General features: G+C 66.7%; 15 protein-coding genes. 8 read left to right on the plus strand and 7 right to left on the minus strand.

Annotated elements, in window-relative coordinates:
* Positions 1-2: 2 nt before the first annotated feature.
* A complete protein-coding gene (locus ACN27E_RS00480) occupies positions 3-1,145 on the minus strand; it encodes an amidohydrolase family protein (RefSeq protein ID WP_422746035.1) in 1,143 nt (380 codons plus the stop codon).
* A gap of 53 nt (positions 1,146-1,198) precedes the next feature.
* On the minus strand, positions 1,199-2,287 hold the full coding sequence (locus ACN27E_RS00485) for an amidohydrolase family protein (protein WP_422746036.1): 1,089 nt from the start codon (positions 2,285-2,287) through the stop codon (positions 1,199-1,201).
* Positions 2,288-2,541: 254 nt separating this feature from the next.
* Here ACN27E_RS00485 and ACN27E_RS00490 point away from each other — a divergent pair, with 254 nt between their 5' ends.
* Both ACN27E_RS00490 and ACN27E_RS00495 read left to right on the plus strand, forming a co-directional pair.
* Positions 2,542-3,540 carry an acyl-CoA dehydrogenase family protein gene (locus ACN27E_RS00490; protein WP_422746038.1) on the plus strand — a complete coding sequence of 333 codons (999 nt, stop codon included), beginning with the start codon at positions 2,542-2,544 and terminating at the stop codon, positions 3,538-3,540.
* Positions 3,524-4,699: an acyl-CoA dehydrogenase family protein gene (locus ACN27E_RS00495; RefSeq protein WP_422746040.1), complete on the plus strand. Its 1,176-nt coding sequence runs from the start codon at positions 3,524-3,526 to the stop codon at positions 4,697-4,699. Before ACN27E_RS00490 ends, ACN27E_RS00495 begins: the two co-directional genes overlap by 17 nt.
* A 31-nt stretch (positions 4,700-4,730) precedes the next feature.
* Here ACN27E_RS00495 and ACN27E_RS00500 read toward each other — a convergent pair whose 3' ends face one another.
* From ACN27E_RS00500 to ACN27E_RS00520, 5 genes are all read right to left on the minus strand, one after another.
* Positions 4,731-5,078: a hemophore-related protein gene (locus ACN27E_RS00500; protein ID WP_422746041.1), complete on the minus strand. Its 348-nt coding sequence runs from the start codon at positions 5,076-5,078 to the stop codon at positions 4,731-4,733.
* A 222-nt stretch (positions 5,079-5,300) separates the two neighbouring features.
* Positions 5,301-6,674 carry a cytochrome P450 gene (locus ACN27E_RS00505; protein WP_422746043.1) on the minus strand — a complete coding sequence of 458 codons (1,374 nt, stop codon included), beginning with the start codon at positions 6,672-6,674 and terminating at the stop codon, positions 5,301-5,303.
* Positions 6,675-6,714: 40 nt separating this feature from the next.
* The gene (locus ACN27E_RS00510) at positions 6,715-6,909 is read right to left on the minus strand and encodes a ferredoxin (RefSeq protein WP_422746044.1); all 195 of its coding nucleotides are present in this window, start codon (positions 6,907-6,909) and stop codon (positions 6,715-6,717) included.
* Positions 6,910-6,970: 61 nt separating this feature from the next.
* Complete coding sequence (locus tag ACN27E_RS00515) at positions 6,971-7,846, minus strand: mycofactocin-coupled SDR family oxidoreductase (RefSeq protein WP_422746046.1); 876 nt, start codon at positions 7,844-7,846, stop codon at positions 6,971-6,973.
* A gap of 30 nt (positions 7,847-7,876) precedes the next feature.
* Complete coding sequence (locus ACN27E_RS00520) at positions 7,877-8,578, minus strand: SDR family NAD(P)-dependent oxidoreductase (protein WP_422746048.1); 702 nt, start codon at positions 8,576-8,578, stop codon at positions 7,877-7,879.
* 252 nt (positions 8,579-8,830) lie between these two features.
* Between ACN27E_RS00520 and ACN27E_RS00525 the strand changes: the two genes are divergently transcribed.
* From ACN27E_RS00525 to ACN27E_RS00550, 6 genes are read left to right on the plus strand one after another with little or no spacing between them, the layout of a single operon-like run.
* Entirely contained in the window at positions 8,831-10,336 is a 1,506-nt protein-coding gene (locus ACN27E_RS00525; RefSeq protein WP_422746049.1) for an aldehyde dehydrogenase family protein, read from the plus strand.
* Positions 10,333-11,544 carry a CaiB/BaiF CoA transferase family protein gene (locus ACN27E_RS00530; RefSeq protein ID WP_422746051.1) on the plus strand — a complete coding sequence of 404 codons (1,212 nt, stop codon included), beginning with the start codon at positions 10,333-10,335 and terminating at the stop codon, positions 11,542-11,544. Before ACN27E_RS00525 ends, ACN27E_RS00530 begins: the two co-directional genes overlap by 4 nt.
* Positions 11,545-11,556: 12 nt before the next feature.
* Positions 11,557-12,750, plus strand: a complete 1,194-nt coding sequence (locus tag ACN27E_RS00535) for an OB-fold domain-containing protein (protein ID WP_422746052.1) — start codon at positions 11,557-11,559, stop codon at positions 12,748-12,750.
* A complete protein-coding gene (locus tag ACN27E_RS00540; RefSeq protein WP_422746054.1) occupies positions 12,747-13,916 on the plus strand; it encodes a thiolase C-terminal domain-containing protein in 1,170 nt (389 codons plus the stop codon). The genes ACN27E_RS00535 and ACN27E_RS00540 overlap by 4 nt, the downstream gene beginning before the upstream one ends.
* Positions 13,906-14,700, plus strand: coding sequence for an MlaE family ABC transporter permease (locus ACN27E_RS00545; protein WP_422746056.1), 795 nt, complete (start codon positions 13,906-13,908; stop codon positions 14,698-14,700). The genes ACN27E_RS00540 and ACN27E_RS00545 overlap by 11 nt, the downstream gene beginning before the upstream one ends.
* 10 nt (positions 14,701-14,710) lie before the next feature.
* Positions 14,711-15,568 carry an MlaE family ABC transporter permease gene (locus ACN27E_RS00550; RefSeq protein ID WP_422746058.1) on the plus strand — a complete coding sequence of 286 codons (858 nt, stop codon included), beginning with the start codon at positions 14,711-14,713 and terminating at the stop codon, positions 15,566-15,568.
* Positions 15,569-15,572 lie beyond the last annotated feature (4 nt).

Genomic DNA, 15,572 nt, shown 5'->3' on the forward strand with positions numbered 1-15,572 from the left:
TGTCAGAACACCCGGACCTGTCCCTCGAGAGCCGGCACGGTCTCGGGGAGATGGTAGGTCGCGATGCCGTTGCGGAACATGATGGCCTCACGGGCATGCTCGGGAAGATGCTTGACCAGCCAGCGGGGGTCGTCGAACGTCCAGTGCGGGTAATCGCTGGAGAACAGCAGAATCTTCTCGCACTCCATCCACTCGAACGCCCGGGACAGTTCGGTCTTGTCCTCGGGGTAGTCCAGGGGCTGGGTGGTGAATTTGATGTGGTCCTTGACGTACTCGCTGGGCTTGCGCTTGATGTCCAGCCACGACTTGCGCGCCTCGTAGAGCCGGTCCATCCGCCACATCAACGGCAGGATCCAGGTGAACGCGTGCTCGACGAACACGATCCGCAGGTCGGGATGGCGGTCGAAGGTGCCGTCGAAGATCAGGCTCATCACCTGGTTCGCCGCCAGCAGGGAGTACGTGACCATGAAGTCGTGGTTGTAGCTGGGCCACCCGACCGGCGGCATCGGCAGTTCGTCGTAGTGGCTGCGCGACAGGTGGCAGCTCACCGTGATGTCGTGTTTGGTCGCCGCGGCCCAGATCGGGTCGTATTTCGGATTCCCCCACGCCGGGCGGGGTTCGGCCTTGATCAGGATCTGGGCCATGTACGGATGTCCGGCCCAGCGTTCGATCTCGGCGACGCTCTCCTGCGGCGTCTCGACCGCCAGGCAGATCGACCCGCGCCAGCGTTCGTGCCAGTTGTTGTGGCTGTCCAGCCAATGATTGGCCTGCCAGTCGTTGAGTGCGGCCGACATGGCGTGCTGCGCCTCGGGAATCCGCGCCGGATAGGCCGCGGGTTCGAGAATCGCGATGTCGGCGCCCGCCTCCATGATCAGCTGCTTGAACGCCAGATCGGGATCACTGCAAGCGAATTCGCCATCCGGCGGGAAGGCGTCGATGCGCATCGCGTAGGAGTGTGCGTAGTCCGGTGCATCGTAATAGATCTGATCGCCCACCTTGTGAGTGCCGAAGTACCTGCTGCGCCACGGCTCGGGCAGGTACTGGCCGAGCTCACCGGTGCGCGGAGCGGGGTGGACGTCGGAATCGACGCACCGGACCGCGACGCGCTCGGTGGCCGGCTTACGTTCTGTGGCTGTGACAGTCATCGTGGCCTTCTCGTCTCGTGCTCGTCTCGTGCCGGATTCGGTGGACTGTGCGGCTATACCGTCGGCACACCGGCGCCGACGTCGATGCCGTAGAGCTCGGCGGCGTTGCGCCAGCAGTACTTGTCGCGTTGCTCGGCGCTGTACGCGCCGGGCACCGACACCTCGTTGAGCTGCCAGTGCGGATAACTCGAACCGAACATGACCATGTCGTCCTTGCCGGTGAATCCCGCCCATTCGCCGGCGAATTCGACGTCGCCGGGGCCGTCGAGCATGCCTTCGACGAAGTACACGTGATCCGGCAGGTAATCGCTGGGCATCCTGGGCGCCCACGGGGTTTGCTCGAGATGCGGCCGGCCGAAGCAGTCCATCCGCCACATGAACGGGGTGAGCAGATCGGCGGCTCCGTCGGCCCAGACGAACTTGAGCTGGGGCAGCCTCTCGAACACGCCCTCGGCGATCATGTTCATCAGGTGGTAGAGGTAGTTCAGGGCGGTGAACCCGACGAATTGCTCGTAGGTGCGGGTGACGCCGTTGGGCGTCGGCGGCAGCATCACCCCCGACCCCACCTCGAAGTGCACGGCCACCGGCAGTCCGGCCTCGACCGCCGCCTCCCACAAGGGCCAGAACTGCGGCTTCCCGTAGAGCTCTCGAGTCTGCAGCGGGATGCCCAGCTGCACGATGCGCGGGTGGTCGCGGTACCGGTCGATCTCGCGCAGCGCACCGCTGATGTCGTCGGGATTGACGCGCAGAGTTCCGCGGAAGCGCTCGCCGAACTCGGGGTGGTCGAGCCAGCGCGTCACCATCATGTCGTTGTGCGCCGACGCGATGGCGGTGCCCAGATGCCGGTCCGGCATGACGCCGCGCGTCATCGGGTGCAGGATCGCGACGTCCACGCCGCGGCGGTCGAAGAGGTCGCGGGCGACCGCCTCAGGGGCCGAACCCGGATACTGACCGTCGGGACCCTGGGTCCCTGGGGCGTATTCACCGCCCGGTGCGCCGTACCAGTCCATCTCGTAATCCGGGAAGCCGCGGCTGCGGAACGGTTCACGCATGAAGGTCTTGCGCAGGTCCTTGTTGGACGTGCTGAAGATGTGCACGCTTGCGTCGATGACGGGTGTGGTGCTCCCGTCCGGATGCTGCATGACCAAAGCTGACCTCCGAAGTCCGGTGATCCTGAGTGTATGTCCTGATTCTTCGATTTCAAGAATTTCGTTCTCGATCGGGTGTCCCGGCATCTGCCCAGGTGAACGTGTTTGCTGGTCAGTCGCGCAGCGGGTGGCTCCGGTAATCCGTCCGTCGCTCGAAGAGAATCTGTCGCCGCTTATCGAGAATGCTATTCTCGTTCGGGCGCGGGGCCGGAGCCCACGCGCCGGACATCGCACCCAGGAGGCGCGCAATGCTGCTCGAGTTCGATGCTGACCAGCGGTTGTGGCAGGAGACGGTCCGCGACGCGGTCGCCAAACAGTGTCCAGCCTCGCTGATACGCGACATCGCGGAGAACGGGGCCGATCCGATGCCACTGTGGCAGGGCTACCTCGACGCCGGGTGGACCGAACTCAGCGATCCCGAGAACGCCGTCGAACTGGCCATCGTGCTCGAGGAGATGGGCCGGGCGACCGACCCGACACCGTTTCTGGCCACCCTGACCCAGTACGCACCGCTGGCCGGCGACCGCTACGACGCCCAGCAGTCCGGCACCGCGGTCCACTCCGGGGTGACGGCACACCGGGTCGCCGACGGCTGGGTGCTCGACGGAACGTCGCGCTTCGTGCTCGACGCCGACCGCGCTGAAAGGCTGGCGGTCGTCACCGACGCCGGGGTGTTCGTCGTCGAGGCGACGGCGGCCCGCACCCGGCGCAGCCCGATCTTCGATCCGGTGCTGCACGTCGGCGAGGTGTCCTTCGATGGGGCGGTGGTGTCCGATGCCGACCGGGTGGCCACCGACACCGAACGCGCGCATCACCTGGCCCTGACCGGAATGGCGATCACCATGGTCGGCGCCTGCCAGCGCATCCTGGATCTGGCGCTGGACCACGTCAAACAGCGCCAGCAGTTCGGCGTGCCGATCGGGTCCTTCCAGGCCGTGCAGCACAAGGCCGTGGACATGCACGTGGCGACCGAACGTGCCCGCGCGCTGTGCTACTTCGCCGCGCTGACGATCGCCGCCGACGATCCGCGCCGGCGACTGGCCGCCCGGATGGCCAAAGCGGCCGCGGGGGAGTGCCAGTCGCTGGTGTTCCGCCACGGCCTGCAACTCTTCGGCGCCATGGGCTTCACCTGGGAGAACGATCTGCAGTTCGCACTCAAGCGGGCCAAGGCCGGCGAGCTGTTGCTCGGTGGCGCCGCCGAACATCGCGCCGTCATCGCGGAGGAGTTTCATGCAGCTGACTTTTGACAGCGAGGTCGAGCAGTTCCGGGCCGAGTTCTCGGCGTTCCTCGACGAACACCTGCCGCCGGAGACCGCCACGCAGGAACGGCCACGGTCGGTGTCACACATGCCGCAGTGGGCGCGGGACTGGCAGCGGTTGCTGTTCGACAACGGCTGGCTGCTGCCCGCTCAGCCGCCGGAGTTCGGCGGTCGCAACGCCAATGTCCTGCAGACATTCGTGCACCTCGACGAACTCTGCCGCAGACGGATCTACCACAGCTTCAACCCGCAAGGGGTGAACATTGTTGCGGCATCCCTGATCTCGTTCGGTTCCGACGAACAGAAGCATCGATGGGCGGTGCCGGTGCTGCGTGGCGAGCGCACGGCGTCGCTCGGGATGAGCGAGCCGAGTGCCGGCTCCGATCTCGCATCGCTGCGCACCCGAGCCACCCGCGACGGGGATGAGTTCGTGGTCAACGGTCAGAAGGTGTGGACCTCGGGCGCCCACGACGCCGACTTCCTGCTGGCGTTCGTGCGGACCGATCCCGACGCTCCCAAGCACAAGGGCATCAGCGCGCTCATCATCCCGACCGATCTGCCCGGTGTGGTGTGCCGCCCGTTCGCCGACCTGTGCGGCGAGGAGAACAAGGACTTCAACGAGGTGTTCTTCACCGACGTGCGGGTGCCCGGCGAGAACCTGGTCGGGCCGCTCAATGGTGGCTGGAAGGTCATCAACGGCTCGCTGGGCCACGAGCGCACGATGATGTGGCTGGGCTTCGCCGACCGGATCGACAACATGATCGCCGACTTCCGGCCGGACTCCGAGCTCGAACGCGATCAGTACGCGTCGACGGTGATGGATTATCACGCGCTGCGCGCCATGGGTTCGGTCGCGTTGTCGCGGGCGGCCCGCGGGGAGATGGACACCGCATCGGTGTCGGTGCTCAAGCTGTTCGGGTCCGAGGCCGAGATGCGGGCCGCGGACACGGCTCTGACCGCCGCCGGCTCAGCGGGGCTGGTGCATCCGTCGACCACCGGACGGTACGAGCACATGAATCTCGACCACTACTTCGCCAGCTGGTTCGAGCGCTACGCCCGCAGCTTCTCGGGCACCATCGCCGGCGGCACGTCGGAGATCCAGCGCAACATCATCGCCACACAGGTGCTGGGGTTGCCGCGGGGGTGAGCACCCTGCGGCAACCCCGGCACACCGCGGATCAGTAGTTGTTGCAGGAACCGGCGATGCCGAGCAGCGGCCCGATGACCGACTGCGCGCCCGGGTAGCCGGCGAGCTGGGTGGCCGTGGCCTGGCGCTGCGGCGGCGGCGAGGCCAGGAAGCTGCGCAGCATGGCCTGGCTGGTCGGCTGGGCCGCCAGCTGGTTGGCCAGGGCGGGCTGCTGATCGTTGAGCGCCGCGACGACCTGCTCGTAGCTGCAGGTGGTGTTGACGATCGGGCTCAGATCCTGGGCGGACGCAGCGCCCGCCGAGACGAACATGGACATCGGCAGCGCCGCGGCGAAGCCGCCGAGCGTGACGGCCAAAGTGGTACGCGACAGCTTGCGCATGTGTTTTCCCCTAGCTTTTCGACGACGTTCTCGGACTCGCATTCCGGGCAGCACTCACCCCGGTGATCAATACGTCGAGATTAACAACCGGACTGTTACCAAATAGTCCTTCCGACAAACGCGGCTCAGCCAGAAGCGAACGCGCGGAGCGTTGACTCTGCCCACAGATCGCGGGGTTGGCGATTCGGACGATCTGTGAGCAAACTCAACGCGGCGGCGGCGTCAGGGGATGACCGCAACGTCCTTGCGCTCGGTGATCGGCCGGGCCAGTTCCTGCTCGTCGCAGATGCGCTGCAGCTTCTCCAGCGTCTCGTCCAGCCCAGGGCCCAGGGGTCGGCCCGGGGTGAACGTGGCGGGCAGGTTGCGCATGCCCTGGATCACCCCGATGGTGTCGTAGTGCACGGCGCCTTCGGGGTCGCAGACATAGTCGGGCATCCGGTCGAGCACCGCGGTGAGCATGGACTTGAACACCGTGCGTGCGACGTTGGAGCCGACGCAGCGGTGCATCCCGATGCCGAAGCTGAAGTGCCGATTGCCCTTCCGATCCAGAATGATCTCGTTCGGGTCCTCGAAGACGGCGGGATCGCGGTTGGCCATCGCCCAGGACAGCCACAACCGCTCGAACTGCTTGAAGCGATGGCCCTCGACCTCGACGTCCTCGGCGAACGTTCGACCGTCCCCGGGGGCGGGGGTGAAGTAGCGCAGGAATTCCTCGGTGGCGGGATGCAGGAGCGTGTCACGTTCACAGCTGAGCCGCTCCCGCTGGTCGGGATGTTCGCCGAGCCATTCGAGTGCGTGAGCGGTCAGCGCTGTGGTCGTGTCGAATCCGCCACCGATGATCAGCCCCAGGTTGCCCAGGATCTCCATGTCTGGCGCGGGTTCGCCGTCGATCCGCAGCTGCAGCAGCGCGTTGACCAGTCCGGGACGTGGGTTCTCGCGGATCTCCATCATGTTGGTGATGAGGTCGATGCCCATCTCACGGTGTTGCTCGTTGATCTTCTCGCGTTCCGGGGCGTGCTCGGGGGTGTAGACCGAAGCGTGGGTCGGCTCGCTGTAGACGTTCCACTTCTTCAGGTCGATGCCCATCATCGCCAGGGTGAACACGGCGGGCACGACGTTGGCCAGATGCTCGACGAAGTCGATGTGGCCGGAGGCGATGTGCTCGTCGAGGGCAGCGCGGGTGATCTCGTCGACGAAGGGCACCCAGCGCTTGATCGCCGCGGGCGACAGATACGGATTCAGCGCACCGCGGTAGATGCTGTGTTCGGGTTCGTCCATCTCGAGGATGCCGCCGCGGACGACGGTGGCGCGGCTGGCCTTCGGGATCGTGATGCCTTGAAAGGGCGTCTCACCGCTGATGTCGTGATGGTTGGACACCACCGGACAGCGGGCGAGCTCGAAGACGTGCTTACTGTCCGCGGCCACCCAATGGCCGTCGTAGACGTCCGTCCACGCCATCGGGCATCTGGACTGCATCTCCTCGGTGATCTTCTCGAACTGCATCCGGTATTCCGGGGTGTGCCGGTCGAAGTGGTAGCGATTCTTTTTGCGCTCGCTGTCTGCCGGATCGCCGCGGAGGCCGTCGACGGTGCTCAAATGTCCTCTCCGTTCTGCACTCTGGTCGCCCGGACGGCGGTCAGTCGTCGATCGAGATCGCCTGTTCGGGGCAGGAGTGCACGGCTTCGCGCACCGCGTCCTCCTGATCCGCCGGCACCACGTCGTTGGCCGGTGACGCCGTGCCGTCGACATCGTCGAGTTCGAACGACTCCGGCGCGATCATCGAGCACAGCGTGTGCCCCTGGCACCGCTGGCTGTCTACCCGGACCTTCACTGCTGCAGCCCCTCCCGAGGTGGATTCGCGAACCTGATGCGTTGTAGGGCCGCGACATTCGTCACTTCTGGTAGTCGTACCACTTGAGGTATCCGCCGGCGTCGATGCGCAACTGCGCACCGGTGACGAAGCGGGACTCGTCGGATGCCAGCCACAAGACGGCGTTGCTGATGTCCTCGGGTTCCACCCACGGCACCTTCATCGCCTGCTGGACGTAGAACACCGGCTCGGCGTCGGCCTGTTGCGGATGCTCGAGGTCGGGCCGGAACGAGCGGTACATCGGTTCGCTCTGCAGCATGTTGGTGTTGCAGTTGGTCGGGTGCACGACATTGGCCCGGATACCGCGCGCAGTCAGCTCGGTGGCGAGGTCGTGGACGAAGTTCGACAGGGCCCGCTTGGAGTGCACGTAGGCCATTCCGCCCGGGTCGTTGCCGGGGTTGTCCTTCTTGCTGGTGTCCATCAGGGCCGCGGTGGATCCCGTGGCGATGATCGATGCACCCTCCTTGAGGTGTGGCAGTGCGACCTGAATGGCGTTGATGGTGCCGATCAGATTGGTGTTGATGACGTCGATCCACGCCTGCAGCGGTGGTTTGCCCTTCATGCCGGCGACACCTGCCTGGGCGACCACGATGTCGAGCCGGTCGCCGAGCTCGGCCATGCCGTTCTCCAACGCTTCGCGCAGCTGGCCGGCTTCGCGCACGTCGGCCTGCGCGGTAAAGGCGCGCTGCCCGGTCTTCTCGACGAACTGTGCTGTCTCCTCGAGATCTTCGGGGGTGGCCATCGGGTAGCCGATGCTGTCGATATCGCGGCAGATGTCCACGGCGATGATGTCGGCACCTTCCTCGGCCAACCGGATCGCATGGCTGCGGCCCTGCCCGCGTGCGGCGCCGGTGACGAAGGCGACCTTTCCCTTGACGCGTCCCTCAGCGTTTCCCACAGCGTGTCCTCTCGTATATCCGGTTGTCCATCAAGTGTTTCGGCCGCCGTTGACGCCGAGGATCTGACCGGTGATGTACCCGGCGTCCTCGGAGACCAGGAAGGAGCACGCCGCAGCGATGTCCTCGGGTCTGCCCATGCGCCGCACCGGCGTGGCCGCGATGTTCTTCTCGATGTCACCGAGGTAGCCGCGCTCCGCGGCGGCCCGGAGCATCGGGGTGTCGATGAAACCCGGTGGGACGGCGTTGACGGTGATGCCGTACTCCCCGTACTCCAGGGCCAGCGATTTCGTCAGACCGTTCACCGCGGACTTGGCGGCGACGTAGGGCGTCATGAACTGCGCGCCCGAGTGGGTGCTCGACGACGAAATGTTGACGATGCGGCCCCAGCCCGCCTCGATCATCTCGGGCAGCACCGCCTGGATGGTGTGGAAGACACCGTTGAGGTTGACGTCGATGATCTTCTGCCAACGCTCGAAGGAGACATCGGTGAAGCGCTTGAAGCAGTCCAGGCCGGCGGCGTTGACCAGCACGCTGACCGGCCCCAGCTGAGCCCGGATCGCCGTGAAGGCAGCATCGACAGCCGCTCGATCGGTGACATCGGCGGCATGGCCGAACTCGTCGTCGCCGGGGTGGAGATCGATGGTGGCGACGTGTAGTCCGTCGGCGCGAAGGCGTTCGACGATGGCCAGCCCGATGCCCGAGCCACCGCCGGTGACGACTGCGTTCTTCACTTGGCACCTTCCGCCGTTGGCGGCATCGCGGCCGTTCCAGGGATCAAGAATCTTCCTTCCGAATATGAGAACGATAATCTCGTTACGCGTGATTCTGCAAGATTTCAGCCGCGGCGCGCTACCGCCGTCCTATGCTCCACAGCGGTGTCGTGAGCCCACGACGAGCTGATCTCCGGTTGGTTGAGTTCTCATCTGTCGAATGTATGATTCGCCTCTGATGAGAATGCAATTTCCATCACATCAAGGAGGATGATGGGACAGGCGCCCGCAGCGACAGACAACCCAGCCCCGGCCGACACCGCGTCCACGGATCCGGCGGTCGACCGTCGCCTGCTCATCGGCGGCGAACTGCGCGGTGCCCGGCGCAGCTATCCGTCGCTGAATCCCGCCACGGGCGAGGTACTGGGGCATGCCCCCGACGCCTCGGTCGCCGACGCCGAAGCGGCGGTCGCCGCCGCCCGCCGCGCCTTCGACGACACGGATTGGTCCACCAACACCGAGCTGCGCATCCGTTGCCTGGACCAGCTGCACAGCGCCCTCGTCGAGCATCGGGCCGAGCTGGCCGCCCTGACCATCGCCGAGGTCGGCGCGACCGAGGCGCTGTGTCAGGGCGCGCAACTCGATCAGCCGATCGGCATCGTGCGCTACTACGCCGACCTGCTGCGCACCTATCCGATGACCGAGGACCTCGGCAACATCGAGAGCCGAGGCATGCAGCATCACCGGTGGGTCGAGAAAGAGGCGGCCGGCGTCGTCGCCGCGATCATCGCCTACAACTATCCGAATCAACTCGCGCTGGCCAAGCTCGCCCCGGCGCTGGCCGCCGGCTGCACCGTGGTACTCAAGGCGGCGCCCGACACGCCGCTGATCACGCTGGCCCTCGGCGAGTTGATCGCCGCCCACACCGACATTCCGGACGGGGTCGTCAACATTCTCTCCGGAGCCGATCCCGAGGTGGGTGCCGTGCTGACCACGAGCCCCGACGTGGACATGGTGACCTTCACCGGATCCACTCCGACGGGCCGGCGGATCATGGCCGCCGCCAGCGAGACGCTGAAGAAGGTGTTCCTCGAGCTCGGCGGGAAGTCCGCGGCGATCGTGCTCGATGACGCCGACTTCAACACCGCGGCCTTGTTCTCGGCGTTCTCGATGGTGACCCATGCGGGACAGGGCTGCGCGCTCACCTCGCGATTGCTGGTGCCCGCACAGCACAAGGAGCAGATCGTCGAGCTGATCAAGAACAACTTCGGCCTGGTTCGTTACGGCGATCCGGCCGATCCGAAGACCTACATGGGCCCGCTGATCAGCGAGAAGCAGCGGGACAAGGTCGACGGCATGGTCAAGCGCGCGGTCGAGGCCGGCGCCACGCTGGTCACCGGTGGGGAAAAGGTCGGACCCGGCTACTTCTACACGCCGACGCTGCTGGCCGATGTCGACCCCGACAGCGAGATCGCCCAGGAGGAGGTGTTCGGGCCGGTGCTGGTGGTGATCACCTACACCGACGACGACGACGCCGTCCGCATCGCCAACAACTCGATCTACGGCCTGTCCGGTGCCGTTTTCGGCAGCGAGGACCGGGCGGTGGCCGTGGCCCGGCGGATCCGGACCGGCACGTTCTCGATCAACGGCGGTAACTACTTCAGCCCCGACACCCCGTTCGGCGGCTACAAGCAGTCGGGGATCGGCCGGGAGATGGGCACGGCCGGACTCGAGGAGTTCCTGGAGTCGAAGACGTTCGCGACGGTGGTCAGCTCATGAGCTCGGGTCCGCTGGAGGGGATCCGGGTCCTCGAGGTCGCGATGTACGGATTCGTCCCGTCCGCCGGTGCGGTCCTCCGCGAATGGGGCGCCGACGTGATCAAGGTCGAACATGCGGTCACCGGAGATCCCCAGCGCGGTCTGCGCCAGACCGGTCTGTTGCGCGTCGAGGGCGACCCCAACCCCAACATCGAGCATGCCAACCGCGGCAAACGCAGCATCGGACTGGACATGTCGGTGCCCGAGGGCCGCGAGGTGTTGCTCGAACTGGCGCGCCGCGCCGACGTCTTCCTGACCAGCTTCCTGCCCGGACACCGTAAGAAATTCGGGATTGATATCGACGACATCCGGGCGGTCAACCGGTCCATCATCTATGCCAGGGGGAGCGCGTTGGGACCGCGCGGCGAGGAGTCGGTGAAGGGGGGCTATGACATGACGGCGTTCTGGTGCCGGGCGGGCACGGCGCGCACGATCACCCCGCCCGACATGCCGGGCATGATCGGCCCACCCGGGCCGGCCTACGGCGACACCATCTCCGGCACCAACCTGGCCGGGGGGATCGCGGCCGCCCTGCTCAAACGCGAGCGCACCGGCGAACCGTCGGTCGTCGACGTCTCGCTGCTGGGCAGCGGCCTGTGGTCGATGGGCCACACGGTGGCACTGACCAACCACCTGAATCAGCGGATGGAGGCATTCCCTCCGGGCACTCAGGGTTCACCGCTCAATCCGCTGGTCGGGCTGTATCCCACCGCCGACGACCGCTACATCTCCTTCGTGATGATGCAGCCCACCAAGTTCTGGGCGGACGTCTGCAGGCACATGGACCTCGACGAATTGGCCGATGACCCGCGCTTCGCCACGGCGGAGTCGATCGCCGAGAACACCGCGACTGCCAACGAAATCCTCACCCAGGCGATGCAGAAGCGAACGCTGCCCGAGTGGAGCGAGCGCTTCGCGACGCTGGCCGGCCCGTGGGCGCCGGTGCAGGACACCCTGCAGGCGGCGCAGGACTCCCAGGTGCGTGCCAACGAATACCTCGTCACGGCAGGCCAACTCGAGCTCGTGGCCAATCCGGTGCAATTCGACGTCACCGCGCCGAGTGCCGGACCGGCGCCCGGCTTCGCCGAGCAGACCGACGACATCCTCGTCGAACTCGGACTGGACTGGGACCGCATCATCGAGCTCAAGACGGCCGGCGCCGTCACCTGACAGGACCCACCCATGCCGTTCATCGCTTCGATCGGGACCTATCTCCCGTGCTGGGGCACACCACATCACCGGACCACCGGCGACGACGAGGACGCCATCACCCTCGCCGTCGAAGCCGGTCGCGCGGCGCTGACGGCCGGCGGTTCGGTCGAGCGGGTGGTGCTGGTCAGCCGGGATCTGCCGTTGACCGAGAGCAGCAATGCCGCAGTGCTGCTGGCCGGACTCGGACTGGACCCCGAACTCGAGGTCGACGAGCGCCTCGGCGGCGCGCCGGCGACGTTGGACGCCGTGAGCTCGGCGCGTCCGCGCTCGCTCGTCATCGGGGTGGACATCGACCCAGCCGGGGCCGCGGCGATCCTGACCTCCGACCACGGCAAGCAGGTGCGGACCGCGGCACGCGTCGCACGCAGTCTGCCGGTGCGCACCCGCAACTCAGTGGGTGTCGTCCACGACTACGGGGATCCCCGCCTGCTGCACGAGCGGGGTCTGCTGGCGTCGCTGTCGGCGGCCTGGCTGGACACCCCCGTGCAGGTCGCCGGTGTCGATCACGACAAGGTCGTCGAGCTGTGCGCGGGCACACCGACGCGGCTGCCGACCGACGGGGCGAGTGCGGGTCTCTTCGCCCTCGCGAGCCTCGCGGAGTCGAACACCATCGGCCCACTGGTTGCCGTCGAGCAGGCGAGTTTGTCGGGTATCGCAGTCGCACACGGCGACGCTCAGGTGAAACGGCTCGAACCCGCGGCCCGCCCGGTTCCGGATGGCACGCTCACCCCGGGTGCGGATCTACCGATCTCCCTGGCCGCGTACGAGCGGGCCTTCGAGGCCAAGGTGCGGTGGGAGGCGGGCCGGCATGCCGGGAGTGACGCCCTGCATTACCCGCCGCGCTACCAGGTGCGTGCCGACTGCACCCTGGACACCGACTACGAGCTGGTTCCCCTGCCCCGCACCGGAACCGTGTACACCGAGGTGACCGTCCAGATCCCGGTGCCCGGTCTGCGATCGCCCTACTCGTTGGCGATCGTCGAGCTCGACGGTGTGGACGTGCGCGCGCTGGTCAAGGTGACCGGTGCCGAGCCCGGTTCGGTACGGATCGGGGACCGGGGCCGGATGGTGTTGCGCCGCATTGCCATCCGCTCAGGTGTTCCGGATTACGGGTATGCCTTCGAGCCGTTCGCCGCGGCAGCGGATGCGGACGCGGCCGCATGAGGAGTGTCGCGGTCGTCGGCGCGGGGATGACGCCGTTCGCCGAGCATTTCGCCCTCGGCATCAAGGACCTGCTGCCCGTCGCGTTCGCCGAATGCGCCGCCAGCGTGGACAAGGGCCTGGCGAAATCCGACATCGACGCGGTCTGGTTCGGTGCGATGGGTACGACCGATGGATTTCCCTCCGGTGTGCTCGCCGACACCCTCGGTTTGCCGGACCGTCCGGTGACCCACATCGAGAATTCTTGTGCCACCGGCAATGACGCCGTACGCAACGCGGTGTACGGGATCGCCTCCGGTGCGGTCGACGTGGCGCTGGTGATGGGCGCGGACAAGCTGCGCGAAGTGGCGACCAAGGACATGTTGTGGGGGTGGGAGACCACCGCGCGCGACATGGCCTGGGATTACCCGCTCGGGCTGGTGGCGCCGGCCGGCTTTGCGCTGCACGTCCGCCGTTATCTGCACGAGTCGCCGGCCACCCGTGAACACCTGGCGATGATCGCGGTCAAGAACCACCGGCACGCGGTCAACAACCCGAAGGCCCGGCTGCGCTTCGAGATCACCGTCGAGCAGGCACTCAGCGCGCCCATCGTCGCCGACCCGTTCGGCTTCTACGACTGTGCGCCGCAGAGCGACGGCGCGGCGGCGCTGATCCTGGCCGGCCACGAGGTGGTCGACCGGTTCACCGATCGCCCCGTCTGGATTCGCGGCGTCGGACTGGGCCTGGATGCAGTGATGCATCAACACAAGCCGGACATGACGACGTTCCCGGCCACTGTGCGGGCGGCCCGGCGGGCGTTCGCCATGGCGGGGATGACGCCGTCGGACATCGACGTCGCCGAGGTGCACGACTACTTCACCGGCATCGAGCTGATCAGCTACGAGGATCTCGGCTTCGCCGAACGCTTCGGCGCCTACAAGCTGGTCGAGACGGAGGCGACCAGCGTCGGGGGCGCGCTGCCGGTCAACCCGAGCGGCGGCCTGAAGGCCAAGGGCCATCCGCCGGGCGCGACGGGGGTCGCGCAGTGCGTCGAGTTGTTCGGACAGCTGCGCGGTGAGGCGGTCAATCAGGTCGACGGTGCCCGGGTCGGCTTGGCGCACAACGTCGGCGGCCCGACTGCGGTCGCGGCGGTCACGATTCTCGAGGGGAGTGGGACCGATGGCCGATAGGTGGTCGGCCGGCATCTCGCTGGGCCGCGGCAGCAAGCCGATGCAGGCTGTCGGGGGTCTGTTCTCGATGTCGCTCGACGCCGTCCGGTTCGTCTTCCGGCGACCCTTCCAGTGGCGGGAGTTCCTCGAGCAGTCCTGGTTCGTCGCGAAGGTGTCCCTGGCGCCCACGGTGCTGGTGGCCATTCCGTTCACCGTGCTGGTGAGCTTCACCCTCAACATCCTGCTGCGCGAACTCGGAGCGGCCGACCTTTCCGGCGCGGGCGCGGCGTTCGGTGCGGTCACCCAGGTGGGCCCGCTGGTGACCGTGCTCATCGTCGCCGGCGCGGGCGCTACGGCGATGTGCGCGGACCTCGGTTCGCGCACCATCCGCGAGGAGATCGACGCCATGGAGGTGCTCGGCATCAATCCGGTGCAACGCCTGGTCACACCGCGCATGCTCGCCTCAGGACTGGTCGCGCTGTTACTCAACAGCCTGGTGGTGATCATCGGAATCCTCGGCGGCTACACGTTCTCGGTCTTCATCCAGGACGTCAACCCCGGGGCGTTCGCGGCCGGCATCACCCTGCTCACCGGCGTGCCCGAGGTCGTCATCTCGTGTGTGAAGGCCGCCCTGTTCGGTCTGATCGCAGGTCTGGTGGCCTGCTATCGCGGACTGAACATCACCGGTGGCGGCGCGAAAGCGGTCGGCAACGCCGTCAACGAGACCGTGGTGTACGCATTCATGGCGTTGTTCGCGATCAACGTGATCGTCACGGCCATCGGCATCCGGATGACGACGGGCTAGGCGGGGCGGCATGGGTACCACCACGATCCTCAAGTCCCGCTTCCCACGGGCGGTGCGCTACGCGGGGCGGCCGGTCGACTTCCTCGGCCGTCTCGGCGACCACACGCTCTTCTATCTGCGGGCGCTCCGCGGAACGCCGCACGCCGCGGTTCACTTCCGCAAGGAGATCATCCGGTTGGTCGCGGAGATCTCCATGGGTGCTGGAACGCTGGCGATGATCGGCGGCACCGTCGTGATCGTCGGCTTCTTCACTCTCGCCGCCGGTGGCACCTTGGCCGTCCAGGGGTACAGCTCGCTGGGCAACATCGGGATCGAGGCGCTGACCGGCTTCCTCGCCGCCTTCATCAACGTGCGCATCCTCGCGCCGGTGGTCGCCGGCATCGGGCTGGCCGCCACCTTCGGTGCGGGCGTCACCGCCCAGCTGGGTGCCATGCGGATCAACGAGGAGGTCGACGCGCTCGAGTCGATGGGTATCCCGCCGATCGAGTACCTGGTGAGCACCCGCATCGTGGCGGGGATGCTCGCGATCACACCGCTGTACTCGATCGCGGTAATCCTGTCTTTCGTGGCCAGCCAATTCACCACCACTGTGATCTTCGGCCAGTCCGGCGGCCTCTACGACCACTACTTCGACACCTTCCTCAATCCGATCGACCTGCTGTGGTCATTCCTGCAAGCGGTGTTGATGGCCATCACGATTCTGTTGGTGCACACGTACTTCGGCTACTTCGCCGCCGGCGGGCCGTCGGGGGTGGGCGTGGCTGTGGGCAACGCCGTGCGTACGTCGTTGATCATCGTGGTGTCGGTCACCCTGCTGGTCTCGCTGTCCGTCTACGGCTCCAACGGCAACTTCAACCTGTCGGGATAGGAGT

Source organism: Mycobacterium sp. WMMD1722, assembly GCF_049315205.1.
Taxonomy (GTDB): domain Bacteria; phylum Actinomycetota; class Actinomycetes; order Mycobacteriales; family Mycobacteriaceae; genus Mycobacterium.